This window comes from Pseudoclavibacter sp. RFBB5, assembly GCF_002931555.1.
Classification (GTDB): domain Bacteria; phylum Actinomycetota; class Actinomycetes; order Actinomycetales; family Microbacteriaceae; genus Pseudoclavibacter.
Window position 1 is genome coordinate 891,048 of record NZ_PSTZ01000007.1, and the last position, 25,743, is coordinate 916,790.

Here is a 25,743-nt window from a genome sequence, read left to right on the forward strand (position 1 = left end):
GCGAAAGGCCCGCTTCCTCGAGAGGAAACGGGCCTTGTGCCGCAGTTCATACTTGCTCTTTCGAGCAACCCAACTTGTGCGGCTTTGGTTGCGGGGGCAGGATTTGAACCTACGACCTCCGGGTTATGAGCCCGGCGAGCTACCGAACTGCTCCACCCCGCGGCACAAGAGAAAACATTACACGCGGTCCTGACGTCGTGCAACTCCGGGTGCTCGTTCCCCGGAAAACTCGGCGTGTCGGGGGTCCAGGGGCGACAACACCTCGGGCTAGAACGGGCCGAGCAACCGCTCTCAGGACGCGAATTCGCCGAAAACGGCTTCGCTTGACCCGGCGCGCACCGCATCCCGGGCGCGTCGCGCCCCCGTTGCAACCGCGTGCGCCCCAGAGATCTGGGTCTTGTGCAGCCGCCGACCGCACAGCAGGTGCACACGGCCCACCTCTGCTGACGAATCGTGGGCCGGGGCAGGGCGTCGCGGCGCGCTGCGGGGAGGACACGCAGGCACAGACGCCGACGGGCGCCGTCCTCAGTGAGGACGACGCCCGTCGGCGTGTGGAGCTCGGCCGCCTACGTGGTGGGCGTCGGCTCCGGGGACTCGCCCGAGGTGCCCGAGATCTGACCATCAGCCTCACGGGCGCGGTTCAAGGCGTCCGTGAGTCGCTTGTCAGCCTCAGCTGCGGCAACGAGGTCGTTGTTCGCGTACGCCGTCGTGCGGTCCTCAAGTGCCTGCTCAGCGTCGGCCAGGGCCGTCGAGAGCTGCTCCTGTGGAGTCCCCGTTCCCCCGCCAGCCGGCGGAGTCGTAGCAGTCGGAGCCGGCGTCCCAGCGGTGTCGTCCGGGATGGAGTCGACAGGCACATCGTCGTCGGAGACCTCGACGCCACCGTCACCCGCGTCCGCACCGGCGTCGCCACCGAAGAGCTCGTCGAGCGCCTCGTCGAGCGTCGGCTGGAACGCGATCTTGTCGCCGAACGCGACGAGCACGCGCCTGAGCAGCGGGTAGCTGGTCTCACCGGTGGACTCGACGTAGACCGGCTGCACGTACAGGAAGCCCTCGCCGACGGGCACGGTCAGCAGGTTGCCTCGCAGCACCTGCGTCTGGCCGCCTCGCTCGAGCAGGTTCAGCTGGTTGGCGACCGTCTCGTTCGAGTTGAAGATGTTCTGCACCTGACCCGGACCGTTGACGTTGTCGTTCTCGACCCGGAGGAGCGTGATGCGCCCGTAGGTGTCAGCGACCGTGCCGTCTGTGGAACCCGCGTTGGAGTTCGCCGCCAGGTACCCCCTCAGCACGTTCCTCGACTGCGCGTTCGCGTTCGTCAGCGGAATGTACGTGGAGTAGATCGAGAAGGCCGATTCCTGCCCGGGGAGCTGCATCGTCAGGTAGTACGGGGGCTGCGACGCTTCGCCACCAGTCGGGTTCTGCGGCAGCTGCCACGCGTTCGTCTGGTTGTAGAACGTGCTCGCGTCGGTCACGTGGTACCGCGCGAACATCTCGCGCTGCACCTTGAACATGTCCGTGGGGTAGCGGATGTGGCTGAGCAGGTCACCCGACATCTCTGACACGTTCTTCAGCGTCGACGGGAAGACCTTCTGCCACGTCTGCAGGATCGGGTCCGTCTCGTCGAAGGCGTAGAGCGTGACGCTGCCGTCGTACGCGTCGACGGTCGCCTTCACCGAGTTGCGCATGTAGTTGATGACCTCTGGAGGCAGCGAGGAGGCCGGCGTGTCCGCGTCCTCGAGCAGATTCTGCAGGCCGGCGAGCTCCGAGTACGGGTACTTGTTGCTCGTGGTGTAGCCGTCGACGATCCACGTGAGGCGTCCGTCCACGACCGAGGGGTACGGGTCGGAGTCGATCGTCAGGTACGGGGCAGCCGCCTGCACTCGCTCGGCCGGGTCGCGGTCGTAGAGGATCTGCGACTCGTCGTTGACGTACTCCGAGAGCAGGATCTGCTCCGACTGGAACTTGATCGCGTAGACGAGACGGTTGAAGAGGTTGCCGAGATCGGGGCCGCCGTCTCCCGTGAACGTGTTGTACGTCTGGGTTGCGCCATCCGCGCCCGACACGTGGTCGAACTCAGCTGGCTCGGACCCCTCGGGAGCACCGACGATGGAGTACTCGGGCGAGGTCTCGCCGAAGTAGACGCGGGGCTCGAACTCGCCGAGCGCGCCCTCGCTTGGCATGCCACCCTCGATGAAGAGGGGCTGGCCGTCTGGGCCGCGCTGGTTGCCGAAGGCCGTGACGAGCCCATAGCCGTGCGTGTAGACGATGGTGTTGTTGACCCATGACTGGGCGTCGGCGCCGAGGCCGGCGATGTTGATGTCGCGGACGGAGCCGACCGCATCCTGGACCTGGCCGTCGATCTCGTAGCGGTCGACGTCGAGCCTCTCCGGGAACTGGTAGTAGGCGCGCTCCTGCTCGAACTGCGCGAACGTCGGCGAGACGAGCGACGGGTCGAGGATGCGGATGTTCGCCGTGGTGTCGGCGTCGTCACGCAGCTGCCCCTGGCTGACCGTCGTCTCGGCCGCGTAGTTGACCTCTTCGATCTTGTCGAGGCCGTACGCGGCGCGGGTCGCGTCGATGTTGTTCTGGATGTACGGGGTCTCGAGTGCCTGCTCGCTCGGTCCGACCTGGAACTGCTGCACGATCCACGGGTAGACCATGCCGACGACGAGTCCGACGATGACGAGCAGCGCGGTTCCGACGAGCGGAAGACGCCAGCGGCCGATGGCTGCCGCGATGAAGAAGAGCACAGCGACGACGATCGCGGCTCCGGCGAGGATGCCCTGGCCGGGGATCGTCGCGTTCGCCTCGGTGTAGAGCACACCGGTCCAGCGGCCGGAGAGCGTGTTCAGCGCCGCGTAGCGGTCGAGCCAGAAGCTCACTGCCTGGACGAGCATGTACAGGCCGGCGAGGATCGCGATGTGCGTTCGCGCGCTCTTCGAGATGACGACCTCGCGACCGGTCACGCGGATGCCGCCGTACAGGTACAGCGTCGCGGCCGTGAGGATGAGGGAGAGCAGCACGACGGCGCTCACGAAGGCGACCACACCGCGGTACAGGGGAAGCTGGAAGACGTAGAACGAGACGTCGAGGTTGAACACCGGGTCGGTCTCGCCGAACGGGGTCGAGTTCATCCACATGAGCACGGTCTGCCAGGACGCGATGAGCGCCACACCGGCGAAAAGGCCGAAGATGGCGGGCACGAACACCATTGCCCCGCGACGGATGGGCTCGATGACCTGCTGATAGCGGTCGAGCTGCTCGTTGAGCTTCGCGTAGACGGGACGCGCGCGGTAGGCGATCTGCAGGTTCACATACAGGGGCACCGCCATGGCGACGAGTCCGATCGCGAACATGATCGCGCCAGCTCCCCACTCGGTGAGGAGGACCTGGAGGAAGCCGAGCTGGTCGTACCAGAGCACGTCCGCGTATCGGCCGGCGAACCAGAAGAAGACGACGAGAAGCGCCACGACGATCAGCAGTGTGATCGTGAGCGGTCCCATCCGACGTCGGCTGGCGGGTTTCGGACTCTGGGGCTGTTGAGCTGCAGTGCTTGTCACGTCGTACCTGTCATTGCCTGGAAGGGCCGTTTGTTTTCCGAGAAAGGGGAACTAGGAGAGTTTATCTGGCAAGTGCCTGGCAAAACTGAGACACCGCCGCCTCAGGAGCCGAGCACCGACTCGCAGGTGCGCAGCGAGGTCGTGTCGGCGCCTTCGCCGACGGTCTGGATGACCTGCTCAGCCTCGGTGAGCGACGAGACCGCGTACACGGGGATCCCACCCGGGATACCGCCGTCGATGACGTCCTGACAGTTGTCGGCCGGAGCGAGGAAGAGGTCCGCCCCGACCTCGACGGCCGCGTACAGCTTCTGCGTGATGCCGCCGATGCTGCCGACGGTGCCGTCCGGGGACATCGTGCCGGTGCCGGCGACGTGAAGCCCCTGGGTGAGGTCGCCGTCGACGAGCTTGTCCGACACGGCCAGCGCGAAGATGAGCCCCGCGCTCGGCCCCCCGACGTTGCCGAGCTCGATGCTCACATCGATGGGGAAGTCGTGCTGCGTGGAGACGGTGACGCCCAGCAGGGCTCGCTCCTCCCCCTCGACGACACCCGCGCGTGGCGTGATCGAGAAGGTCTTGGACTCGCCGCCCCGGTCGACAGCGACGTCCACCGGCTGCAGGTCGTCCAGATTGCCGCCTGAGGCCTCGGCGACCGCCGCCGGGAGGCCCTCGGTCGAGTCGACCGGGATGCCGCTCACTGAGGTGACGAGATCACCCGGCTCGAGCATCCCTGCCGCTGCCCCGTCCTCGCCCACCGAGACGATCGCGAGTGCCGTTCCGACGTCGTACCCCTCGTTGAGGAGCGCGGCAGCGATCGCATCCGCTTCCGAACCCTGCATCAGCGCAGCGTTCTGCGCGTCGCGCTGCTCGCCGGTCTCGGCATCTGCGTAGTACGCCTCCACGGGAAGCACGTCGTTGGACGGCGTGACGAGGGCGAGGAACACCTCGAACCAGTTGGGCAGGTTCTCCGGCCTCCCGCCCACGTTGACGGTCATGACATCCAGCTGCCCGTCAGAAGGCTCGAACGTGTCCGCTCCGCCGATCGTGATGACCTCGACCTGCGTGGGGTCCTCCTGCGACGCCTGCACGGTGCCGAGCGCATCGAAGACGGGACCGGGCGAGCGCACGACGTACGGGGCCGGGCTGAACCCGAGCGCGACGAGCAGCAGCATGCCGATCGACAGGAAGACGAGACCGATGCGCGCCCGGCGGGTCCCCTCTTCGCTTCGACGGCGGTTCGCCTCGTGCGCTCTGGCGAACGCCTCGGACTGCTCGCGCACACGCGCTTCACCCTCTGGTGAGGGCTCTGAGAAGAAGGTCACTGCGCTCGTTTCGATGTCCTGCGGCCATTGTTCGCCCGTGGCGCAAGGCACTCGGCGCATACGCAGTCACGGCGACCCTTCCTTCGAGGGGCCACGAGCTAGCGTAGATCCAAGCGCTGGGAGGTGCGGAATGAGTGGTGCACAGGGACCGATTCCCGACGACGGATCCGAGGACGAGCTGCGCAAGCTGCTTCGTGAGCTGCTGAGCGGCCAGGGCGGCTTCGACCCTGCGAAGCTGGCTGGGGTCGCGGGGCTCCCGAACGACCCTGCCGCGGTGCAGGCGCTGCTGTCGCAGCTGCAGGCGGCCGTGGCGAACCCGGGAAACGGGCTCGACTGGCAGGTCGCACGAGACCAGGCGCGCCGAGTCGCGCAGCCGAAGAACCGCGAGATCAGCTCGGAAGAGGCCGCCCGCTTCGACCAGGCGTTCCGCGTGGCGCAGCTGTGGCTGAGCGAGGCGACCGAACTCGGCGAGCTCAACGAATCCCCCGCGACGCTGACCAGACTCGAGTGGATCACGGGCTCGATCCAGTTCTGGACGTCGCTGTCCGAGCCGGTCGCCACGAGCATCGCGGATGCGCTCATGAACGTGCTCACCGAGCAGACACCACCAGAGATGGCGCAGCTGCTCGGCCAGTCCTCCTCGATGATGCGCGGCATCGGCGGTGCCATGTTCGCGGTGCAGCTCGGCCAGGTCGTGGGGAACCTCGCAGAGGAGGTCGTCGCCGGAGGCGACATCGGCGTGCCGGTCCTCGACCACAGCAGGCCCTCGCTACTGCCGCAGAACATCGACGACTTCGCCGAGGGCCTCGACGTCGACCGCGAGCAGGTCGAGCTGTACCTCGCGGTGCGCGAGACCGCCCACGCGCGTCTCTTCCAGCACGCCAAATGGCTCCGCCTGCATCTCATCTCGTCGATCACCGAGTTCGCCAGAGGGGTGAGCATCGACGTGTCCCGCATGGAGGAACTCGCGCAGACCCTCGACCCGAGCGACCCGGACGGCATCAGGGCCGCGCTCTCCGAAGGCGCGTTCATCCCGCCTCGCACCGAGCAGCAGGAGGCGGCGCTGGCGCGACTCGAGACGATGCTCGCGCTCATCGAGGGCTGGGTCGACGTCGTGACGGAGGACGCGACCGCGCGGCTCCCGAAGTCCGTTGCGCTGGCCGAGACGGTCCGCCGTCGGCGAGCCGTCGGTGGACCGGCGGAGCGCGCGTTCGCCTCGCTCGTCGGGTTGGAGCTGCGTCCCCGTCGCCTCCGCGAAGCGGCAGCCATGTGGAGGGCCGTGTCCGAAGCCCACGGCGCTCAGGTTCGCGACGAGCTCTGGGCGCACTTCGACGCCCTTCCCACCAGTGAGGACATCGACCACCCGGAGGCGCTCGTGACGAGGCTCGGCTTCGGCGAGCTTCCGGCGGACGAGTACGACGAGGCGCTCGCGAAGTTCCTCGACGACCCGACGGCGTTCGGAGATGCGCCCGAGGGCGGCGACAAGCCCACCGGCTAGCGGGCGGCGGCCGGCGGGCTCGACCCTCCGGCCGCGCCCCCGCCTGCCTGTGGAGAACTCCTGCGCGGGACCGCGAGTTCCAGCATGATCTCCGCATGGACCTGCGACTGCCTCCCGGTGTGCCGATCGTGTGGCGCTCCCCCACGGTTCTCCAGCTCGGCGGGGTTGCCGCTCACGCGATCATCGACGTGCCGAGCACGGGAGCCGAGCGCTTCCTCGAATCGCTGCGTCAGCAGGGCACGCTCGAGCAGTTCCAGGAGCGTGGCTCCCGACTCGGGCTGACCAGCGCCGAAGTGCGCGACCTGCTGGACGCCGTCAGCCCGCTGCTCGAGGTGGCGCCGGTTTCGCCGCGCAGACGGGCGACGAGACCCGCGAGTGGCGTACCGCGGCGACCACCGGTCGTCCTGGTGCGCGGCACCGTCGCGGGCGACGACCTCTCCGAGCACATCGCGGCGCTCGGATGCACCGTGAGGCGTGCCGGAGCCGACTATCGGCCTCCGAGACCCGCCGAGATCGGGGTGGTCGTCGACTGCGCCGACTACGTCCTGCCGCGGCGGCGATACGCGCCGCTGATGGCCGACGATGTCCCCCACCTCGTCGTCATCGCGGAGGACCTCGGGGCGACCGTAGGGCCGTTCGTCGTTCCCGGCCGCACGCCCTGCGTGCGCTGCGACGATCTGCACCGACTCGACGCCGACCGGGCCTGGGCGGCCATCGCCACGCAGCTCGCTGTCACCGACCGGGTCCCGCTGCCGCGATCCACTCGAGAGATCGTGCGCAGCCTCGTGACGAGATCGGTGGCCTCCTGGCTCGCCGAGGGACCCGCGTCAGCAGATTGCGGTTCCGAGTCCTGGAAGCTCGACGCCGTCAGCGGCGAGGTCCACCGAACGCACCGTTCGTTCCACGGCGAATGCGGGTGCCGAGCTCTGCCAGGAAGCGAGACGCGGGGCGCTCCGCGTCGCGTCTCCCCCCGAACTGCGCATGCGTCAGGCGGAGACGCTTCCGTGCGCGCGTGACGGCCACGTACAGCAGGCGCCGTTCCTCGTCGAGCTCCGCCTGCGACTCGGCGTACCAGATGGGCAGCAGGCCCTCGCTCGCCCCGATGATGGTGACACTGTCCCACTCGAGCCCCTTCGCCGCGTGGATGCTCGAGAGCGTCACGGCTCGCAGCTCCGGTTCGTACTGCATCTTGGCCCGCTGCTGCAGCTCCGCCGAGAACTCAGCGAGCTTCGTGCCGTGCGGCTGCGCATCGGCCAGCCGCAGAAGCGCGTCCCACGAGTTCCAACGGTCGCGGAGCGCGCCGGAGTCGGCGGGCGGCTCGTGTGTCCACCCGAGGTCGCGGAGTACGTCGCTGACCGCCTGGAACAGGGGCCCCTCGGTCTCCTGCATGACGGCGGCACGCAGTGCGCTGAGCGCCTGGCGCACCTCCGGCTGCTCGAAGAACCGGCGCTGCCCGATGGCCGAGTAGGCGATCCCCGCGTCCTGCAGGGCCCGTTCCACGGCGGCGGCCTGCACGTTCGTTCGGTAGAGCACGGCGATGCTCTCGATCGGGATCCCGCCGCGGAGATCCTCGCCGATGCGGTGCACGACCCCGCGCGCCTCATCATCGTCATCGTGGAACTGCAGCACCTCTGGCAGCGGCTCACGCCTCGGCGTCTCGGCGGCCGGCTCGAGCGTGAGCGCGTAGGGCACGTGACGGGCGACCTCGTTGGCGACGCCGATGATCGCGGATGTCGAGCGGTAGTTGTCCTCGAGACGCACGACCCGCGCGTCCGGATAGCGCTCGGGGAACCCCGTCAGGAAGGAGCTGGACGCCCCGGCGAACGAGTAGATCGTCTGCGCCGCATCGCCGACGACACACAGCTCGCGTCGCTCCCCGAGCCATAGCTGCAGCAGTCGCTGCTGCAGCGGCGAGACGTCCTGGTATTCGTCCACGACGAAGAACCGGTACTGCTCGCGGACACGCTGGGTCACCCACGGTTCGAGCTCGAGCATGCCGACGGTGGCCAGGAGGACGTCCTCGAAGTCCATCTGACGACGCTCGTCCTTGATGTCCTCGTACGCCTGCAGCAGCGCGAGCGCCGCGTCGTCGCCGACGCCCTTCGGCAGCGATCGCGTCGTTCGCAGCTGGATCGCGTACTCCTCGAGCGAGAGCTCGCGCACCTTGCGCCATTCGATCTCCGTCGCCATGTCCCGCACCCCCGCCGGGTCGAGGCGCAGGCGGATGCGCTCGGCGGCCTCGGCGATGAGCCTCCCCTTGCCCTTCACGATCGCCGGCGCGGGCCCGCCGACGGTGTGCGGCCAGAAGAAGCCGAGCTGACTCAGCGCGGCGGCGTGGAACGTTCGAGCGGCAACACCGGAGGCTCCGAGATCGCGGAGGCGTCCGCGCAACTCGCCCGCCGCCTTCGAGGTGAAGGTCAGGGCGAGCACTCGGGACGGGTCGTACACGCCGGCGCGGATGCCGTAGGCGATGCGGTGCGTGATGGTGCGGGTCTTGCCCGTCCCGGCACCGGCCAGAATGCAGACCGGTCCGACCAGGGCCAGCGCGGCCTCACGCTGCGCGTCGTTGAGGGAGGCGAGGAGGCTGACGTCTGCCGTCGAGGCCTGCGCCGGTGTCTCCGATTCAGTCGAGGTGACCACTGAGCCACGCATCGATGATCGCGCGTGCGATCGAGGTGGGGCCGGGGAGCCGATCCTCGATGGCGCGCACCTCGTCTCGAGTGAACCAGCCGAGCTCGACGATCTCGTCGTTGTCAGGTTCGACGCTCGCGGGGTCCTGGTCCGGGTGGAGCTTGGCGGTGAAGCCGACCATGATGCTCGCGGGGAATGGCCACGGCTGCGAACCCAGGTACCTCGGTTCGACGACGTGGGCCCTGGCCTCCTCGTAGATCTCGCGTGCGACGGCGGCTTCGAACGACTCTCCCGGCTCGACGAAGCCCGCCAGGAGCGAGAAGCGTCGCGGGTTCCACCGCACATTCGCGCCGAGGAGGATGCGATCATCCCGGTCGAGGACGGCCGCGATGATAGCCGCGTCCGTGCGAGGGAAGCTGACGTGCGACTCGCCCTCCGCCTGGCGCACCCAGCCGGCGAGGCCCGAGCTGGTCGCGGAGCCGGTGCGCGGCGAGAACCCGTGGGTGTCGTGCCAGTTCGTGATGGCGAGCGCCTCCGTGAACAGCCCGCAGTGCACAGCGCCCAGGTGCGCGGCGGTCTCCATGAGCCCCGCCCAGAGGCGCGCATCCGGCTCGAGGGCGGCCGCGAGATGCTCGCCGACGCTGACGGACACGACGGAGGTGCCCTTAGGCAGCCCGTCGTCGTCGGCGAGTGTGCGACCGAGGTAGATGGCCTCGCCGATGACGGGTGCCAGGATCGAGGCGCGTTCGCTCGTCGCGACCAGCAGCTCGAGCTTCGGCCCGTCGCCGTCGGAGCGCATGAGCGCCTTGCCTCCGCTCAGGACGAGCACGCGGGTGGCGTCATCGGCGAAGAGCGCCTGAACGAGACCGGGCTGGCTCCGACGCTCGTGGTCGCGATCGGTCTGCTGCTGGGCGAGGGGAAGACGAGACATGAAGTGATTCATAGGCGGACTCATCCTAGGTCGCCTCGACGCTGTGCGGGCGTGGCACTCGCTCAGCCTGGACCCTGCCTCCTAACCTGGACCCATGGCTGAGCTCTCGCTGGAACTCGCGGCACTTGCCGTGGCCGCTGTCCCCGACCTCGATGTGGCTGCGGCCCTCGAGCACACGTATGGGGCGCACGGCGACTTCGACGCCGCTCTGCTGACGCTCGCGGACGGCGAGACGATCATCGCTCGGCGCCCGACGTCGTCCGCCGCGGCTCAGGAGCAGCTGGCCGACGTGCGTGCGCTGGCCGTGTTGACACCCGGGATGCGCAGCCGACTCCCGTTCCAGGTGTCCGAGGTGCTCGGCAGCCTGGCCGGTCAGCGCGAGCGGGTCGCCGTGTACACGTATCTGCGCGGGATCCCCGCCGACCAGGAGACGCTCGAGCCCGGCACGCTCTTCCTCGTGAGCCTCGGTCGTGCCATCGCCGCCATCCACTCTCTTCCGAAGGGGCCCGTCGAGGCCGCGGGCATGCCGACGCTCACCGCGACTGAAGCGAGGCAGGCCGCCGCGCAGACGATCGCCCGAGCGAAGGAGACCGGCCGTCTTCCGGTCACGCTGGACCGCCGATGGTCGGCGGCCGTCGACGACGATTCGCTCTGGCAGTTCCAGCCGACGGTCATCCATGGGGCGCTCGGGCTCTCGTCGATCATCACCGACGGCAATCAGGTGCGCGGTGTTCTCGGTTGGAGTGACCTGCGCGTCGGCGATCCTGCTCGAGACCTCCACTGGATCTCGTCCCTCGATGGCGCTATCGCTCGCGGGATTCTCGATGAGTACACGGACGAGGCCCCCGGGACCGTGGATCGGCAGCTTCGACAGCGCGCACTGCTCTACGCAGAGCTCGAGCTCGCCCGCTGGCTGCTCCACGGCGTGGATGCCGGCGACGCGGACATCATCTCGGACGCGGAGGGGATGCTCGACTCTCTCGTCGACCGCATCCACCGTGCGCCCGCTCAGCCGCTGGTCCACGAGACGCTTCCTGTGCTCGATATCGCCGAGGTGCAGGAGCTCTTGAAGGAGGCCGCTGGTCGCCGCCCGGCGCACCAGCCTGCCACGCAGGACACGGGGAGCGCCGTGCTGACCGGACTGCTGCACGGCACCGACTCTGGGGCCCCTGCCGGCGTGCATCCTGACGACAGCCCGGAGGTCGACGTCGATCACGCAGCCGAGGACGACCTCGACGACGACACTCCCCCGAACGACTTCATGCAGACGGACTCGCGGCGCTGAGCGCAGCTTCCGCCTCTGCGAGCAGACGTTCGAGCTCTCGGCGCCCTGTGATCTCCGGGACTCGGATCTCCTCGCCTTCGCGGACGTAGACGAGCACTGCGTCGATGAGCTCGGGCGCGATACCGGTGTGCTCCGAGTAGGCGAGTGTGTAGAGCGCGAGCTGCAGCTGACGCTCCCATCGGGCGCTCTCGCCGCTCGGCACGCGACCGGTCTTCCAGTCGACGACCTCGATTCGGCCGTCGTGCTCGAAGACGGCGTCGATCTTGCAGACCACGGTGCGGTCGCCGAGGCGGAACTCGATGGTCTGCTCCACGAGAATCGGGGTCCTGTGCGGCCACGGCGTCTCGAGGAACGCGTCCTGCAGGCGTTCGAGTTCGGCGAAGTCGGCGCCTGACGCGTCCGCGAGGCTGCCAAGTGCCGCGTCTTCCGTGCCGAAGATCTCGGCCATGCCGAGGAGGTCTCCGCCGACGTTGGGCGCAGCGTAGTGAGCCTCCACCCAGGCGTGGAACATCGTCCCGATCCGGGTCTGTCTGAACGGCTTCTGCGGCATCGGGCGTCGCAACTGCGCCGCGATCTCGGCGGGATCGGTGACGAGGTCCTTGAACTTCGAGGCCGCGAAACGTGACGGGAGCTGGATGTGCGTCACCGTGCTGCGGTCGGCGCGTTCCCGGAGGAGGAGGTCGATGCGTCGATCGAGCGCTGCGTCCGGGATCGTCGCGCCGTGCTGAGCACTGGCGACGGCCTCTGCGAGCTCGCCCACCCGCCGACGGCGGGCCTCGGTGAATGGCTGATGCGGCCACGCCACGCTGTCCGCGGCGAGTGATTCCGGCGCATCCTCGAGCGTGTTCTCCGGCGGGGTCTCGATGATGCCCGCGTCGGCGAGCTCGCTGACGAAGGTCGAGACCTTCCGTGGCGCCTTGTGGATGGCGCTCCAGTAGGAACCCGTGATGAGCAGCTCGTGGCGCGCACGCGTGTAGGCGACGTAGGCGAGTCGCCGTTCCTCGTCGTCGTTGCGCTCCCTGATGCGCTCCTTGAGCTCGACCATGAGGTCGGCGAGCTCCTTCTGCGACTCCGCTTCCCGCCAGGGCAGCTCCGGCCGGTCGTGGGCGTCGAGCAGGAGCTCGTACGGGATGGCACCGCGCCGGATCCAGCCGAGGCCGTCGCGTGATGAGCTTGGCATCTCCCCCTCGACACTCCGGGGCACGGCGACGAAGTCCCACTCGAGTCCTTTGGAACCGTGGATGCTGAGCAGCTGCACGACCCCTGGCTCGGCCTGCTCCTGGACGGGGGCGAGCGTGTCGTCCCCCGCGGCGATCTCGACCCAGTCGAGGAACGCGCCCAGATCTGCATCCGGCTCGGCGGACGCGAATGACGCGGCCGCTTCGACGAACGCGTCGAGGTTGCCCACTCTGGCGATGTTGCTGGGGTTCGCGGTCACTTCGAGGTCGAGACCCATGATCGAGATGGTGGTGTCGACGAAGCTGGTGATCGGGAGTCCCGAGTTTCGTCGGAGCTCGGAGATCAGGTCGTTCACCTTCGGGATGCGGCGGAGCGCCTCGTCGCTGAGTTCGGTCAGCCAGGCGTCCGGCTCGTCACGCCTGGCCGCGCCCCGGATGCGGGTGGCGAGGAAGTCGAGCGCCTCCTGCAACGGCACCTCGTCGTCGCCGCTCGCGAGTTCTCGTCGGCTCGCACGGACGTCGTCCGCGAGGGCAGCCATGGTGACGTCCCGGTTGGCGAGGCGCCGCGAGATGTCGTGGATGACCTTCACGTCGGCGAGGCCGAACCGGTACTTCGCGCCGACGAGCAGCCGGATGAGCTCGTTGCCCGCGGTGGAATCGTGCGCGACGCGCATGGCACAGCGGAGGTCCACGACCTCCGGCGAGGAGAGGAGCCCGCCCAAGCCGATGACCCTGTTGGGCACACCGGCACGGGTCAGTGCCGCTGAGAAGAGTGGCAGGAGCTTGCGGGCGCGGAGCAGCACGGCTCCCGAGGGCGGCTTCGTCTCGCCACCGCCGATGCCCACGATGCGGTCGCGCATCCAAGTGGCGACGGCATCCGCCTCATCATCGAGAGTCTCGGGGAACGCCAGCGAGACCGTGCCCGCCGCCGCACCCGGCCGCGTGCCGAGCTGGGTGACGCCGGGGTCATTGGCCTCAGGGAGCCTGGAGGCGACCTGGTTCGCTGCGTCGAGGATGCGCGCGTCGTTTCGCCAGGAGATCGACAGCTGGAAGGTGGGCTCTTCCCCTGGCGGTGCGATGCGCGTTCTGAAGTCGCGGTGGAATCGACGCATGTTGCCGGGGCTCGCGCCTCTCCACCCGTAGATGGACTGCTTCGGGTCGCCGACAGCGAGGACCGGGTGATCGCCGAAGATCGTTCCGAGGAGGCGAGTCTGGCCGACGCTCGTGTCCTGGTATTCGTCGAGGATCACGAACCGGTGCCTGCTTCGCAGCTCCGCGACGACGGCCGGTGTGCCCGCGCAGATCTCCGCCGCGAACGTCACCTGGTCGGAGAACTCGATGAGACCGCGCTTGCGCTTCTCGAACTGGTAGCGCTCGGCGAGCGCGACGAAGATCGGCAGCTCTTCCAGGATGGCGACGGCGTCGGTCACCGGCTTGCTCGGCGTGTTCGCCTTGCCTCGGCCCGGCAGCTGACCGACCCGCCGGAACTCGGCGACGAACGCGTCGCACGCGTCGGCGGAGAGCTGGTTGTCTCTCATCGCCCTCGCGACGTTGAGCGCGAGGGCCGTGATGGCCGCGAGCTGCAGATCGAGCGAGCTGAGGCGTTCGTCGTCGCTCGCGAGCACGACGCTGCGCATGAGCGCGAATGCGGTCATCTCGTCGACGATTCGGGCGTCCGGCTCTTGTCCGATGAGGAGGGCGTTCTCCGAGAACACGCGGTTCGCGAACGAGTTGTAGGTCGACACCTCGGGGGAAGCGAACTCGTCACCCCCGACCAGCCCTTCGCTGCGAAGCCGGGCGAGGGCCAGCTGCACGCGTTCTCGGAGTTCCCCCGCTGCCTTCCTGGTGAAGGTCAGACCGAGGATCTCGGTGGGATGCACGCCCTGAGCGGCCACGAGCCAGACGATGCGCTGCACCATGGTCTGAGTCTTGCCGCTGCCAGCTCCGGCCATCACGAGACTCGGCGCGGGGGGCGCTTCGATGACGAGACGCTGCTCCGGGGTCGGTTCGAGCATTCGCGACGGGTCGTTGTCGGCGAGTGCCAGCGCGATGTCGCCGTGCGTGACGGCTGCTGCGGGCCAGGTGTGCGTCATTCGGTGACCTCCGGTGCGGCGTGCAGTGCGCACGCTCGTCCGCCACCGAACGAGCCGAGGCAGTGCGACTCGAGGTGGGCAAGATAGTGGGCGTCGGCGACGTGGTCGCTGCCTCCCGTCTCACGGGAGGGCTCAGGGATTCCGACCATGCCGAGGGCGACGGTGCGGACGCGGTCGAAGAACTCCGCGGTTGCCGCTTCGTCGAACGGCTGCTGGGTGCGCTCGCTCCACTCGAGTTTCGAGGTCGGCTTCGCGAGGAAGACGAGCTTCGCCTCGTGCACCTCTGCGGCGGGGATCTCCCCTCCCTGGTCGCTTCGCGGGGGAAGCTCAACGGACTGGGGCGGACGATCGACGGGGTCGCTCACCGCTCCCGTCGAGAGGGCGAGCTGGTAGGCGGCAAGCTGCGCGTTCCTGGTCATGGAGTCGTTGGACGGCATCGACTTGCCGGTCTTGAAGTCGACGACGTCGACGGAACCGGCAGCGGTGCTCTCGATGCGGTCGATCTTGCCGCGCAGCACGACCTGGGCGCTGGCGTCGCCCTCGACGCGCACCTCAATGCTGAATCCACGCTCGGCCCCGAGCAGCGCGCCGCCGCTGAGACTGACGCGGTGCAGGTAGGCGGAGAGGTTGCGTACGAGCTCGTCGACCTTCGCTCGAACGGCTTTCTCCTGCCAGGGTGCGTCGAAGTCACTCGAGCGCAGGCGCGCCTGCGCGAAGGCCGTTCGAGCCTCCAAGCTGGGGAAGTCGAACTCGGCGGCCGCGTGCACGATGTTGCCGACGTTCATACTCTCGCTCGTGCTCCCGCCTCCGTGCGAGCTCACGAACCAGTTCACGCCGCAGTCCTCGAAGCTCTCGATGCTGGACGGCGAGACCGGGATGCTCGCGTCGGGGTCGGACGGGTCGTGCAGTGGCCTGCCGGTGGTAGGCGGCAGGAGTCCGTACCAGTGGGCCGGGTCCGCGCCGGGCACGCCCTCCGCCGAGAGCTTCGCGAGACCTGCCGCGCCGGAGGTCTCGACCCCGTCGACGATCGCGGCACGACGCAGCTCGCCGACGAGGCCACGCAGGGTCAGGGACCCGAGCGCTACCTGCCCCGGCCCCGCGACCGAGTCGTTCCACGAGGTCGAGGACAGCAGGAAGAACGGCGACGGCGCGCTGTCCTCGCTTTCCTCTGCAGTCAGCAGCAGCCACTCCGAGGACCTGGAGACGGCCTGGGCGAACATGCGTCGCTCGTCGTGCAGTACTTCGAGTCGTCGGTCCACGAGATCGCGAGTGGTGTCGATGCCTCGTTCGAGCTCAGCGAGCTGACCTGCCCCGAGCAGCGAATCGCGGAGACGCAGGTTCGGCCAGACGCCGTCTGAGAGACCGGCGACCACGACGACTCGGAACTCGCGACCGAGCACGGCGGCCGGAGTCGTGACGGTGACCGTGCCGCCGTGCGCGCGACTCGCCAGGGAGTCGGCGGTGACCTCGCTCCCGGTCCACTGCAGGATGAAGTCGTGGATGCCCGCGTCCGGCTGCCGCTCCACGAAGCGCTTGCCGACGTCGAAGAGCGTGACCAGGGCGTCGAGGTGGGCACCGATCTGCTCCGCTCGCGGCCCCGAACCCAGCGCTGCCTCGCGCCACGGTCTCGCGAGGCCGAGGCGCTCCCACACGGCGAACAGGACCTCGTCGGCCGCGATGCTGCGCTGCTGGCCACTCGCGGCTTCGATCTCGGCTGCGACGGCACGGATCACCGAACCCAGCTGCTGGAGGGCCCGCGTCGCGCTGCGTCCGCTTGCCGAGCCGCCTGTCGCCAGCAGGCGCTCGAATGTCGCCGAGACGGGCGCGTCCGGGTCGGTCAGGAGGCGGAGGCCGGCAACGCGGGAGACGGCCTCGACGAGCAGCTCGTCGGCGGCGCGGTTTCCCCCCGCCGCGATCTCGTCCAGCCGCAGGGCACGCCGGACTCGCCGCAGCTGCACGGGATCGATCGCGAAGACCGGTGAGGCGGCGAGCTCCGCGATGGCTTCCGGGGTGAGCTCATCAGCCCCGCTCGCGATGGCCGCAAGACGAACCACCGCCTGCACCGCCTTGTCTCTCGCCGCGGGAAGGGCCTGCGAGGAACTCGTCGGCACTTCCAGCTTCGCGAGCTGGCGGCGCAGCGACTCGATGCTGCCACCGCGGCGCGTGATGACCGCCATGTCATCCCAGGGCACGTCGTGAAGGAGGTGCAGTTCACGGAGGTAGTCGGCGATCCCACGGCACTCGGCCGCCGCCGACGTGGCGGAGAAGCGAGCCACCGTCGGTGGGGCGGCCGGCGTTCGGGCGGCCGCCGCTGAGGCACCGGCCCGAGCCGCATCCGCCCCTCGGTGTCCGGATTCTCGCTGCACGCCGATGCCCTCCGTGACGCGCCGCACGAACGCTCTGAGCTCCGCACCCCCTCGATGCACGGTGCCGAGGACGAGCCGAATCGGCGCCGCGAGCGCGCCGCGCGTCTCTCCGCGCCAGTCTGCCGCCAGTTCCGGTCTCGAACCGCGGAAGCCACCCGTCGTGATGTCGGGGTCGCCGAACGAGACGATGCGCACGCCTCGCAGGGCGAAGGCCGCGAGGAGCCTTCGCCCCGACTCGGTGAACTCCTGGACGTCGTCGACCAGGAGGAGCTTGAGCTCGGCGAAGGCGTCGAGGCTGGCCGCGGAGTGCACGAGACTGGCCGCTTCGAGCACGATGCCAGGCGTGTCGAACGCGTTCGGCTTCGCCTGCTCGATGCTCTCGCGGAACTGTCGTGCGACCGCCGCAGCACCCGACCACACGGGCCTGAGATGGGCGAGCTCCTCGAGTCGCTCCGGTGTCACGTCGTACTCCGACATGGCGGCCAGGAGGTCGCGCAGCTCGGCCCTGAAGCCACGCAGCCCGATCGTCTCCGGGGTCACGGGCGGTGCCCATTCGACGGGCGCCGCGTGCAGCCCCTCCGGGACGGCCGCGGCGCGCGCCTCGAGGTCGCTCTGGATGAGCTCGGCCAGGATCGTGTCCTCGTCGGCGCCCGTGAGCAGCTGCGGGGCCTGCATACCGCGCCTCGCGCGGTCGGCACGCACGATCTCGAAGGCGAGCGACTCGGGCGTGCGCGCCATGGCACCAGGGGTGCTGACCGCGAGTCGCTCGGCGATGCTCTCGCGGAGCCGTGCAGCGCTGCGTCGGTCGGGGGTCAGCGCAAGCACCTCGGTGGTGCGGAGGCCGTCCACGAGAACGCGCCGCGCGAGCATCTCGATGAGCGTCGTCGTCTTCCCCGAGCCCGGGGCACCGACAACGCTGAGATGCGACGTCTCGTCAGCCTCGAGAACGGCCATCTGCGTGGCGTCGAGGAGCACTGCATCGAGCACTGGTCCGGAAGTCATGCAGTCACGGTATCCCGGGGCACCGACATTCGACGCGCAGCCATGGCCGCAGTCCGACGTGGCCAGCACGCGTTGCGCCCACGGCGAAAGACGAGGCGAATGCGCGCGAGCCCGGCGGCCTGCCGGTAGCCTTGCCAGACACCCGTTCGCATCCGAAAGGCGCCAAGTGGAAGTTCGCATCGGCATCAAGCACGCCCCACGAGAGCTCTCGTTCGAGACCGATCTCACCAAGGACGACTTCGAGCGCATCATCGAAGAGGCAGTCGCGAAGGAAGCAGCCATCGTGAAGCTGCACGATTCGAAGTCGCGCTCCTACCTCGTCGCGACAGAGAACATCCTCTACGTGGAGCTCTCCGGCGACCAGGCTCGCCGCGTCGGCTTCATCGCCTAGACCACCACCATGGAACTCATGTTCGCGGGCCTTGCGGGAATCCTGCTCGGTGTGGCTGTGCAATTCGCGGCACCCCATCGGGCCACGCGGGGCACGGTGCTCCTTCCCGCGCTGGGCGGCATCGTCGCGCTCGTGGCCTGGCAGGCGCTCACCTGGCTCCAGGGCCCAGCGCCATGGCTCGCCTATGACGGAGGCTGGATCTGGGTCATCACCCTCGTTGTCGCCGCGGTCGTGACCATCGCCGTCGGCTGGTCGCTGAGCGCTCGCCGCCAGCACGATGACGACGACCTGCTGCACCGTCTCAGCCACCTCGGCCGCGCGCAGACGACCACGTCGTAGGCGAGTCGGTCTCCCGCTCGCCGCAGACGATCAGGCCCCCGTGTCCCGACACTCCGACTGGAGTGGCCGGGCCGGGGGCCTTCGCCGTGCCCCGATACAGGGGCAGGGTCGTGCAGGTCCGTCAGGCAGCGAGCCCGAGTGTGTTCATCCGCCGGGAATGACCGGCGTACAGCACCGACGCGAGCTTCTCGAGCTGCGCTTCCCCGTCGGGGATGAGGGCATCTCCACTCGCTCCCAGCGGCACGTCGAGGGCGAGCCTGATCGCGAGCACGGTGTCGCCGACGATGCGGCGTCCCCACATCGCGAGTCGGTCGCCGAGGCCGTCTTCATAGTGGATGGCCGCCTCGATCACCGGCAGCAGCTGATCCCGCTCCTCGTCGGTGATGAAGACGGCCGCAAGCGCCGCCCGGTACTGCTCGCCGCCCTGCTCGGCAACCTCCCCGAAGAAGTCGCGGAAGAAGCCGGACGAGAGGTGGCAGCTCAGCAGCCGCTGCGCCCAGTCGTGCCCGAGCACTCGTTCCGGGTAGCCGGAGAAGTGCTCGGCAGCCTCGCCGATGCGCGCGATGGACGTCTGCTCCGCCGCGGCCTCTGCACCGCCGAGCAGGGTCCTGTGCCGCTCGAGCGCGGCGTTGGCGGCCGCTCCGATGTGCTGCTTGTTGGCGAGCGCGGGCGCTTCGTTGACGATGGCCGACAGCTCCTGGAACAGCAGCAGCTCGAGGTACGCGGCGCGCGCGACAAGCACGTCGACGGGAACCAGCAGGTCTCCCAGCGACGTTGCTGGCTTCGGCGCGGATGCCGGGGCTGCGTCGTCCTGGGATCGGTCTCCGCTGCGCCTTCCGAATACTGGCTTCACACGCACATCCTATGCGCCAGACGAGTCCGTCCTGGTGCAGCTCCTGGCCGGTCCGAGTCAGGCGATCTCGGTACCCGCCGATGTCCGGAGGACCAGAAAGCAGCTATTCGCTAGACTGTGGCGATGCCGCGACCGCGGCCGTTCGGCGCCCTTCGACTTCCCGGGCGCATCCCACAACTGCAGACAGGGCGTTTCACTCGTGAAGTTCTCCGACCTTTCCATCGATGCCGACATCGTCTCGGCCCTCGAGGGACACGGCATCACCGAGCCGTTCCCCATCCAGGAGCAGACGATTCCTCTCGCGCTGAGCGGGCAGGACATCATCGGCCAGGCCAAGACCGGCACTGGCAAGACCTTCGGCTTCGGCCTCCCCCTCATCCAGCGCCTCGGCCTCGACCCCGCCCATGGCGTGCAGGCGCTGGTCGTCGTGCCCACCCGCGAGCTCGCGGTCCAGGTCTACGAAGACCTCGAGATCGCCGTCTCCGGTCGCACCACGACCGTCGTCCCGATCTACGGCGGCAAGGCGTACGAGGGCCAGATCGAGCAGCTCAAGGCCGGCGCCCAGATCGTCGTCGGCACCCCGGGCCGTCTCCTCGACCTCGCGCAGCAGCGCATGCTCAACCTCTCCAACGTGCGCGAGATGGTGCTCGACGAGGCCGACAAGATGCTCGACCTCGGCTTCCTCTCCGACATCGAGCGCCTCTTCGCGCAGACGCCGGCGACCCGCCACACCATGCTCTTCTCCGCGACGATGCCCGGGCCGATCGTCGCCCTCGCCCGCCGCTTCATGACGAAGCCGATCCACATCCGCGCGACCGACCCGGATGAGGGCATCACGCAGGCGAACATCGAGCACGTCATCTACCGCGCCCACCCGCTCGACAAGGACGAGATGATCGCCCGCATCCTGCAGGCAGAGGGCCGCGGGAAGACCGTCATCTTCACGCGCACCAAGCGCGCAGCGGCAAAGCTCATGGAGGAGCTCACCGACCGTGGCTTCAAAGCCGCCGCCGTCCACGGCGACCTCAACCAGGAGCAGCGTGAGCGTGCCATGGCGGCGTTCAAGGCCGGCAAGAAGGACGTGCTCATCGCGACCGACGTCGCGGCTCGGGGCATCGACGTCGACGACGTGTCGCACGTCATCAACCACACGATCCCGGAGGATGAGAAGGCCTACCTGCACCGTGTGGGCCGCACGGGTCGTGCCGGCAACACGGGCATCGCCGTGACCTTCATCGACTGGGACGACCTGCACAAGTGGGCGCTCATCTCGAAGGCGCTCGAGCTCGGAGCGGAGGAGCCCGTCGAGACGTACTCCTCCTCCCCGCACTTCTACGCCGACATGCGCATCCCGGAAGGCACGAAGGGGCGCATCGCCGCGCCGAAGCGCGAGGTGCAGTCGCCCGGCAGCCGCCACAGCTCGAGTGAGCGCAACGAACGCAGCGAACGCGGCGGCTCTTCGACGCGAGGCTCGTCGGAGCGGCCCGCACGTTCACGCTCGCGTCGCCGCAGCGACGACTCGAGCGCCGCTCCGGAAGGCCAGGCGCCGGCAGCGCAGGCCGCGTCCGGAGAGCAGCCTGCCGCCGAGGCCGGGGCAGAACGCCCCGCTCGGCGACGTCGCCGTCGTCGCGGCGGTGGAGCCGGCAGCGAGTCAGGCGCCTCTCGCCAGGAGTCGCAGCCCAGCGAGTAGTCGCAGCTCAGCGGGCATCCGCGGCGCGCCGAGCTGATCGCTGCACGAATGCAGACGGCGCCGAGCACCAGCTCGGCGCCGTTCGCCTCCCCGGCGACGCCGCCGCCCGTCGCCGATCTCAGGCTGGTCAGAGCGGGGTAGCTCCGCCGATCACTGGACCGCTGCCCGTCGCCTGCTCCAGGATCCGCTCCAGCTGCTCGGGCGCCGTCGTGTTCTCGCCGAGTCGGTTCGGCTTTCCCGCACCGTGGTAGTCGCTCGACCCCGTGACGATGAGGTCGTGCTCTGCAGCGATGTCCAGCAGGAGGCGCCGGCTCTCCGCATCGTTCTCCCTGTGCCCCACCTCGAGCCCACCGAGGCCGGCCTGCACCAGCTGCTCGAGGACGTCGGCTGCCATTCCCCGCCTTCCCCTCGATCCCGGATGCGCGAGCACGGGCACCCCACCGGCCCTCCGGATGAGCCTGACGGCGTCGAACGGGCTGGGAGCGTAGTGCGCGACGTAATAGCCGCCTCTCCAGTGCAGGATGGTCTCGAACGCGGCGACACGGCTCTCGACGATGCCCTTGGACACCAGCGCATCGGCGATGTGCGGACGGCCGACCGTCGCGCCGGGCTCCGTGACGGCGAGCACGTCGTTCCAGTCCAGGTCGTGGTCGCCGCCGATCATCTGCACCATCCGCTCGGCACGCGAGACTCTGGACTCTCGCACCTGCTGCATCTCCGCCAGCATGACCTCGTTCGCGGGGTCGATGAGGTAGCCCAGCACGTGAATGCTCGCGTGGTTCAGCTGGGAGGAGAACTCGATACCTGGGATGAGCGTCATGCCCGTCTCCCGCGCCGCGACGCTGGCATCCGCCCAGCCTGCCGTCGTGTCGTGGTCGGTGAGGGCGATGACGTCGAGGCCCGCCCTCGCCGCCTGCCGCACGACGTCACCGGGCGACTCGGTCCCGTCTGAGACCACCGAGTGGGTGTGGAGATCGATGCCTGGCTTGTCGGAGGGGGTCATGCTTCGATCAAATCACAGGGGGTCCGGAAGTGAACGCCACGCGCCTCCCAGGCTCTCTTCGGCTCTGGGGCTACGCTGAGGCGGTCATGCCGCGCAGCTCTTCACACCCCAGACGTTCCTCTCTCGCCGGCCACCGTGCAGCGGGGATCCTCCTCGGGCTGGTCGCGCTCGCCGCGGCGATCGTCCTCGGCTGGCCGCAGCTGCTCGACCTGCAGCGCGCGCCGCTGGTGGCCCAGGCGATCTCGTTCCGGCTGCCCGTGGCCATCGGGGCGACGGCGATCCTCCTGCTCCTGCTCATTCCGGTCCTCGCCTCTCGGAAGGCGCGCGCGGTCCTCGGGATGACCGCTCTGGTCATCGCGCTGTTCGTCGCGTCGACGGTCGCTGTGCTCTTCGACCGGGGCCTCGGTGCTCCCCTCGCCGCGAGCGACGCGCCGGGGTCCATCAACATCCTGAGCTGGAACACGCGCGGCGACGCTCCCGGCTCCCCCTCGATCGCCGAGCTCGCCGTGGAAGTCGGTGCGGATGTCGTCGTGCTCCCGGAGACGACCGAGGAGCTGGGCGTGGAGATCGCCGCACAGATGTCCGAGGCCGGCTCACCCATGTGGGTGCACACCCAGACCATCGATGAGGACTACAAGGCCACGTCGACGACGCTCCTCATCTCTCCGGACCTCGGCGACTACGAGGTCGTCACCGACCGCGGTGATACGAGCACGCTTCCGACGGTCATCGCGGTCCCGGTCGACGGCAGCGGCCCCACGATCATCGCCGCGCACCCCGTCTCGCCGACGCCGGGCAACATGGAGGCGTGGAAGGCCGACCTGGAATGGCTCGCGGCGCAGTGCACGAGCAACACGATCGTCGCCGGCGACTTCAACTCGACGCTCGACCACCTCTCGGGTCTTGGAGAGAGTGGCGCCAGCCAGCTCGGCTCGTGCGCGGATGCGGCGCTGGCGACGGGCAACGGCGCCGTGGGCACCTGGACCGCGGGAGTGTCTCCGCTGCTCGGTGCCAACATCGACCGTGTCATGGCGACGCCGGAGTGGAGCGTCACGGGCTTCGAGGTGGTGGTCTCCCGCGACGACGCCGGCAGCGACCACCGGCCGGTGTTCGCGCAGCTTTCCCCGTCGTCGCTGAGCTGACGCGCCTTCTCGTCGAGAGCGCCTCGACGGTGACCGCGTCGTCCAGTTTTCCGCGCGACAATGGTGGGGTGACTACCTCCGACCGCTCCCGCACCCTGTCCGCCACAGCACCTGCCACAGCATCCGCCACGGAGGCGGCATCGGCCGTGGACGAAGGCGCGCAGGCCGTCGAAGCGCCTGCCAACGAGAACCGCAGCACGACGCCGAAGAGCGACGTGTTCCGGTCGCAGATCATGCGCGGCTGGGCAGAGCGCGACGAGCCGCTGCCGGAGGCCCGAGTGTCGGTGCCGACAGCCGCCGCCCACCGCGACGCGATCTCCGCACGTCATCGGGGCGCGCGGCTTGTGATCCCAGCGGGGAGTCTGAAGCAGCGCTCGAACGACACCGACTACCGCTTCCGAGCGCACTCCGCCTTCTCGCAGCTGACGGGGTGGGGCTCGGACGCCGAGCCTGGCGCCGTCCTGGTGCTCGACCCCGTCGACGACGGCCACGACGCGACGGTGTACTTCCGCGAACGCGCCGGCCGCGACAGCGACGAGTTCTACGCGAACTCCGAGATCGGCGAATTCTGGATCGGCCCACGGCCGTCGCTCGCGCAGACCGCCGCCGACCTCGACGTCGCGGCTCGGGATCTCGCCGAGTTCTCCGAGCTCGGTCTGGTGACGGACGCGCGCACGCTCGTGCTTCGCGAGGCCGATGCTGCGCTCACGGACCGAGTCGACGAGGCTCGGCGCACCATGTCGCTCCCCGACGCCGAGTTCGATGAGCTCCTCGCCGACGACGCCCTCCTCGCCCAGGACCTCAGCGAGCTCAGGCTTGTGAAGGATGCCTACGAGATCGGCCAGATGCGCGAGGCCGTCGCGGCCACGGCCGCGGGCTTCGACGACATCGTCGCGGCGCTGGCGCAGGCGTCGGCCCATCCGCGCGGTGAGCGGATCGTGGAGGGCGTCTTCCAGCAGCGGGCGCGCCTCGAGGGCAACGACGTCGGCTACGACACCATCGCGGCCTCCGGGAGCCACGCCTGCATCCTCCACTGGACGAAGAACTCCGGCGCGGTGCGCCCAGGCGAGCTGATCCTCGTGGATGCGGGGGTCGAGGTCGACTCGCTGTTCACGGCGGACATCACGCGGACGATCCCGGTGACGGGACGGTTCAGCGCGGAGCAGCGCCTCGTGTACGAGATCGTCCTCGAGGCCGCGGATGCCGCGTTCGCGATCGTTCGCCCGGGGATCACGTTCCGCACGATCCATGACACGGCGATGGAGGTCATCGCCAAGCGCACGCAGGAGCTCGGCATGCCGCTGGGGGTCGGCGAGACGGACCCCGCCGAGCAGCTGTACCGCCGCTACATGGTCCACGGCACGAGCCATCACCTCGGCATCGACGTGCACGACTGCGCGAAGGCGCGCCGCGAGCTCTACCTCGACGGCGTGCTCGAGGCGGGCATGGTGTTCACGATCGAGCCGGGGCTGTACCTGCAGCCGGACGACCTCACGGTGCCAGAGCAGCTCAGGGGCATCGGCGTGCGCATCGAGGACGACATCCTCGTCACAGCCGACGGCGCCGAGAACCTCTCGTCAGCCATTCCGCGGAGGGTTGCGGATGTCGAGTCGTGGTTCGCGAGGCTTCACGGCGAATAGCGGCGGGGCCGCTGGCTCAGGACGTGCCGTTGGGCCCCGGCCGTCCCTGGTCTGCCTGCTGGGCGCGCTTCTCGCGCTCGAGCCGCCGCAGCTCGGCCTGCGCTTCTGAGTAGGTGCGGCGGGGCGCTGCGGGGGCAGCTTCGGTGTCCGTGCTCGCCGCGTCAGTTGCCGGCGCGTCGAGTCCGGGCTGCTGCGCGGGAGGTGCAGCGGGCGGCACGTGAGCCGGCGCCTGCTGGGCTGGCACCGCAGCGGCAGGTGCCTGCTGCGTGCCGAGGAGACCGCGCGCCTTCCCGGCGTGCTCCCGCGGCACGACGACGTCGAAGTGCGTCGCGACGACCTGCATGACCGAGGTGAACTGCCGACGCTGCGGGTTCGCCGCGTATCCGATGACACTCCAGATCACGGAGAAGCCGATCGCGACGGGCAGGATCGCGATGAGGGTCTCGAAGCCGACCCCGGGCGTGACGATGAGCACGAGCAGCCCGACGAAGAGACCGAGCATGACGCCCGTGCCGACAGCACCGAGCGCCGCCTTGCCGAACGACATGCGACCCGTGACCCGCTCGACGGTGCGCAGGTGACTGCCGAGGATCGAGACCGTCGAGACCGGGAAGTCCTGCTTCGCGAGACCGTCCACGACGGCGCGGGCTTCCTCGTAGCTCTCGAGGCTCGCGATCACGTCGCCCTCTGGGACCTTCGGGAACCGACTGCGCGCGCCACGTGTCGTCGTGCCTGGGGTTGTCATGCCGCCATTCTCTCAGCACGCCAGTAGGAAACGCGGCGGCCCGGTCACATGTTCGCTCTCGGCTGGCGAGCCCCCACGGG

The 25,743-nt window shown here is 69.2% G+C and carries 16 protein-coding genes and 1 tRNA gene; 7 read left to right on the top strand and 10 right to left on the bottom strand.

The features are described 5' to 3' along the window. Positions 1-85: 85 nt before the first annotated feature. The 3 genes from C5B97_RS12185 to C5B97_RS12195 form a co-directional block, all read right to left on the bottom strand. Positions 86-162: transfer RNA gene (locus C5B97_RS12185), tRNA-Met, on the bottom strand. A 404-nt stretch (positions 163-566) separates the two neighbouring features. Beyond that, complete coding sequence (locus tag C5B97_RS12190) at positions 567-3,500, bottom strand: UPF0182 family protein (protein ID WP_179556489.1); 2,934 nt, start codon at positions 3,498-3,500, stop codon at positions 567-569. Between the two features lie 158 nt (positions 3,501-3,658). Next, positions 3,659-4,876 carry a PDZ domain-containing protein gene (locus tag C5B97_RS12195; RefSeq protein ID WP_104312278.1) on the bottom strand — a complete coding sequence of 406 codons (1,218 nt, stop codon included), beginning with the start codon at positions 4,874-4,876 and terminating at the stop codon, positions 3,659-3,661. Positions 4,877-5,006: 130 nt separating this feature from the next. On the opposite strand from C5B97_RS12195, the gene C5B97_RS12200 reads away from it, so the two are divergent. Further along, positions 5,007-6,374 (top strand): zinc-dependent metalloprotease, encoded by a 1,368-nt coding sequence (locus tag C5B97_RS12200; protein WP_104312279.1) that lies wholly within the window; start codon positions 5,007-5,009, stop codon positions 6,372-6,374. 867 nt (positions 6,375-7,241) lie between these two features. Here the strand turns inward: C5B97_RS12200 and C5B97_RS12205 are convergent. Continuing rightward, on the bottom strand, positions 7,242-9,014 hold the full coding sequence (locus C5B97_RS12205) for an ATP-dependent helicase (protein ID WP_258068201.1): 1,773 nt from the start codon (positions 9,012-9,014) through the stop codon (positions 7,242-7,244). Then, positions 8,998-9,936: an NAD(+) diphosphatase gene (gene nudC, locus C5B97_RS12210; RefSeq protein WP_257023094.1), complete on the bottom strand. Its 939-nt coding sequence runs from the start codon at positions 9,934-9,936 to the stop codon at positions 8,998-9,000. The genes C5B97_RS12205 and nudC overlap by 17 nt, the downstream gene beginning before the upstream one ends. 94 nt (positions 9,937-10,030) lie before the next feature. On the opposite strand from nudC, the gene C5B97_RS12215 reads away from it, so the two are divergent. Beyond that, the gene (locus tag C5B97_RS12215) at positions 10,031-11,221 is read left to right on the top strand and encodes a phosphotransferase (protein ID WP_104312282.1); all 1,191 of its coding nucleotides are present in this window, start codon (positions 10,031-10,033) and stop codon (positions 11,219-11,221) included. Here C5B97_RS12215 and C5B97_RS12220 read toward each other — a convergent pair. Together C5B97_RS12220 and C5B97_RS12225 are read right to left on the bottom strand one after the other, a co-directional pair. Next, positions 11,196-14,492 carry an ATP-dependent DNA helicase gene (locus C5B97_RS12220; protein ID WP_104312283.1) on the bottom strand — a complete coding sequence of 1,099 codons (3,297 nt, stop codon included), beginning with the start codon at positions 14,490-14,492 and terminating at the stop codon, positions 11,196-11,198. The two genes, C5B97_RS12215 and C5B97_RS12220, sit on opposite strands and share 26 nt — an antisense overlap. Continuing rightward, complete coding sequence (locus tag C5B97_RS12225; protein WP_181026994.1) at positions 14,489-17,860, bottom strand: UrvD/REP family ATP-dependent DNA helicase; 3,372 nt, start codon at positions 17,858-17,860, stop codon at positions 14,489-14,491. Before C5B97_RS12225 ends, C5B97_RS12220 begins: the two co-directional genes overlap by 4 nt. Positions 17,861-18,026: 166 nt before the next feature. On the opposite strand from C5B97_RS12225, the gene C5B97_RS12230 reads away from it, so the two are divergent. Next, positions 18,027-18,251, top strand: coding sequence for a DUF3107 domain-containing protein (locus tag C5B97_RS12230; protein WP_104253871.1), 225 nt, complete (start codon positions 18,027-18,029; stop codon positions 18,249-18,251). A 9-nt stretch (positions 18,252-18,260) separates the two neighbouring features. After that, positions 18,261-18,590 (top strand): hypothetical protein, encoded by a 330-nt coding sequence (locus C5B97_RS12235; protein WP_146080809.1) that lies wholly within the window; start codon positions 18,261-18,263, stop codon positions 18,588-18,590. Between the two features lie 121 nt (positions 18,591-18,711). Here C5B97_RS12235 and C5B97_RS12240 read toward each other — a convergent pair whose 3' ends face one another. Beyond that, on the bottom strand, positions 18,712-19,443 hold the full coding sequence (locus C5B97_RS12240; RefSeq protein ID WP_179556483.1) for a ferritin-like fold-containing protein: 732 nt from the start codon (positions 19,441-19,443) through the stop codon (positions 18,712-18,714). 199 nt (positions 19,444-19,642) lie between these two features. On the opposite strand from C5B97_RS12240, the gene C5B97_RS12245 reads away from it, so the two are divergent. Beyond that, positions 19,643-21,133, top strand: a complete 1,491-nt coding sequence (locus C5B97_RS12245) for a DEAD/DEAH box helicase (RefSeq protein WP_104312287.1) — start codon at positions 19,643-19,645, stop codon at positions 21,131-21,133. A 127-nt stretch (positions 21,134-21,260) separates the two neighbouring features. On the opposite strand, the gene C5B97_RS12250 is transcribed toward C5B97_RS12245, so the two are convergent. Beyond that, positions 21,261-22,136 (bottom strand): PHP domain-containing protein, encoded by an 876-nt coding sequence (locus C5B97_RS12250; protein ID WP_104312288.1) that lies wholly within the window; start codon positions 22,134-22,136, stop codon positions 21,261-21,263. A gap of 86 nt (positions 22,137-22,222) precedes the next feature. Here C5B97_RS12250 and C5B97_RS12255 point away from each other — a divergent pair, with 86 nt between their 5' ends. Next, a complete protein-coding gene (locus C5B97_RS12255; protein ID WP_104312611.1) occupies positions 22,223-23,278 on the top strand; it encodes an endonuclease/exonuclease/phosphatase family protein in 1,056 nt (351 codons plus the stop codon). Between the two features lie 146 nt (positions 23,279-23,424). Next, positions 23,425-24,918 (top strand): aminopeptidase P family protein, encoded by a 1,494-nt coding sequence (locus C5B97_RS12260; protein ID WP_258068273.1) that lies wholly within the window; start codon positions 23,425-23,427, stop codon positions 24,916-24,918. 16 nt (positions 24,919-24,934) lie between these two features. On the opposite strand, the gene C5B97_RS12265 is transcribed toward C5B97_RS12260, so the two are convergent. Then, on the bottom strand, positions 24,935-25,663 hold the full coding sequence (locus C5B97_RS12265) for a general stress protein (protein ID WP_104312290.1): 729 nt from the start codon (positions 25,661-25,663) through the stop codon (positions 24,935-24,937). Between the last annotated feature and the right edge of the window lie 80 nt (positions 25,664-25,743).

What these genes read in the sequence shown, in the direction of transcription:
- C5B97_RS12225 (WP_181026994.1), bottom strand. Translation starts at nt 17,860, where the DNA reads ATGACTTCCGGACCAGTGCTCGATGCAGTGCTCCTCGACGCCACGCAG.
- C5B97_RS12250 (WP_104312288.1), bottom strand. Translation starts at nt 22,136, where the DNA reads ATGACCCCCTCCGACAAGCCAGGCATCGATCTCCACACCCACTCGGTG.
- C5B97_RS12215 (WP_104312282.1), top strand. Translation starts at nt 10,031, where the DNA reads ATGGCTGAGCTCTCGCTGGAACTCGCGGCACTTGCCGTGGCCGCTGTC.
- C5B97_RS12235 (WP_146080809.1), top strand. Translation starts at nt 18,261, where the DNA reads ATGGAACTCATGTTCGCGGGCCTTGCGGGAATCCTGCTCGGTGTGGCT.
- nudC (WP_257023094.1), bottom strand. Translation starts at nt 9,936, where the DNA reads ATGTCTCGTCTTCCCCTCGCCCAGCAGCAGACCGATCGCGACCACGAG.
- C5B97_RS12220 (WP_104312283.1), bottom strand. Translation starts at nt 14,492, where the DNA reads ATGACGCACACCTGGCCCGCAGCAGCCGTCACGCACGGCGACATCGCG.
- C5B97_RS12255 (WP_104312611.1), top strand. Translation starts at nt 22,223, where the DNA reads ATGCCGCGCAGCTCTTCACACCCCAGACGTTCCTCTCTCGCCGGCCAC.
- C5B97_RS12265 (WP_104312290.1), bottom strand. Translation starts at nt 25,663, where the DNA reads ATGACAACCCCAGGCACGACGACACGTGGCGCGCGCAGTCGGTTCCCG.
- C5B97_RS12190 (WP_179556489.1), bottom strand. Translation starts at nt 3,500, where the DNA reads ATGGGACCGCTCACGATCACACTGCTGATCGTCGTGGCGCTTCTCGTC.
- C5B97_RS12200 (WP_104312279.1), top strand. Translation starts at nt 5,007, where the DNA reads ATGAGTGGTGCACAGGGACCGATTCCCGACGACGGATCCGAGGACGAG.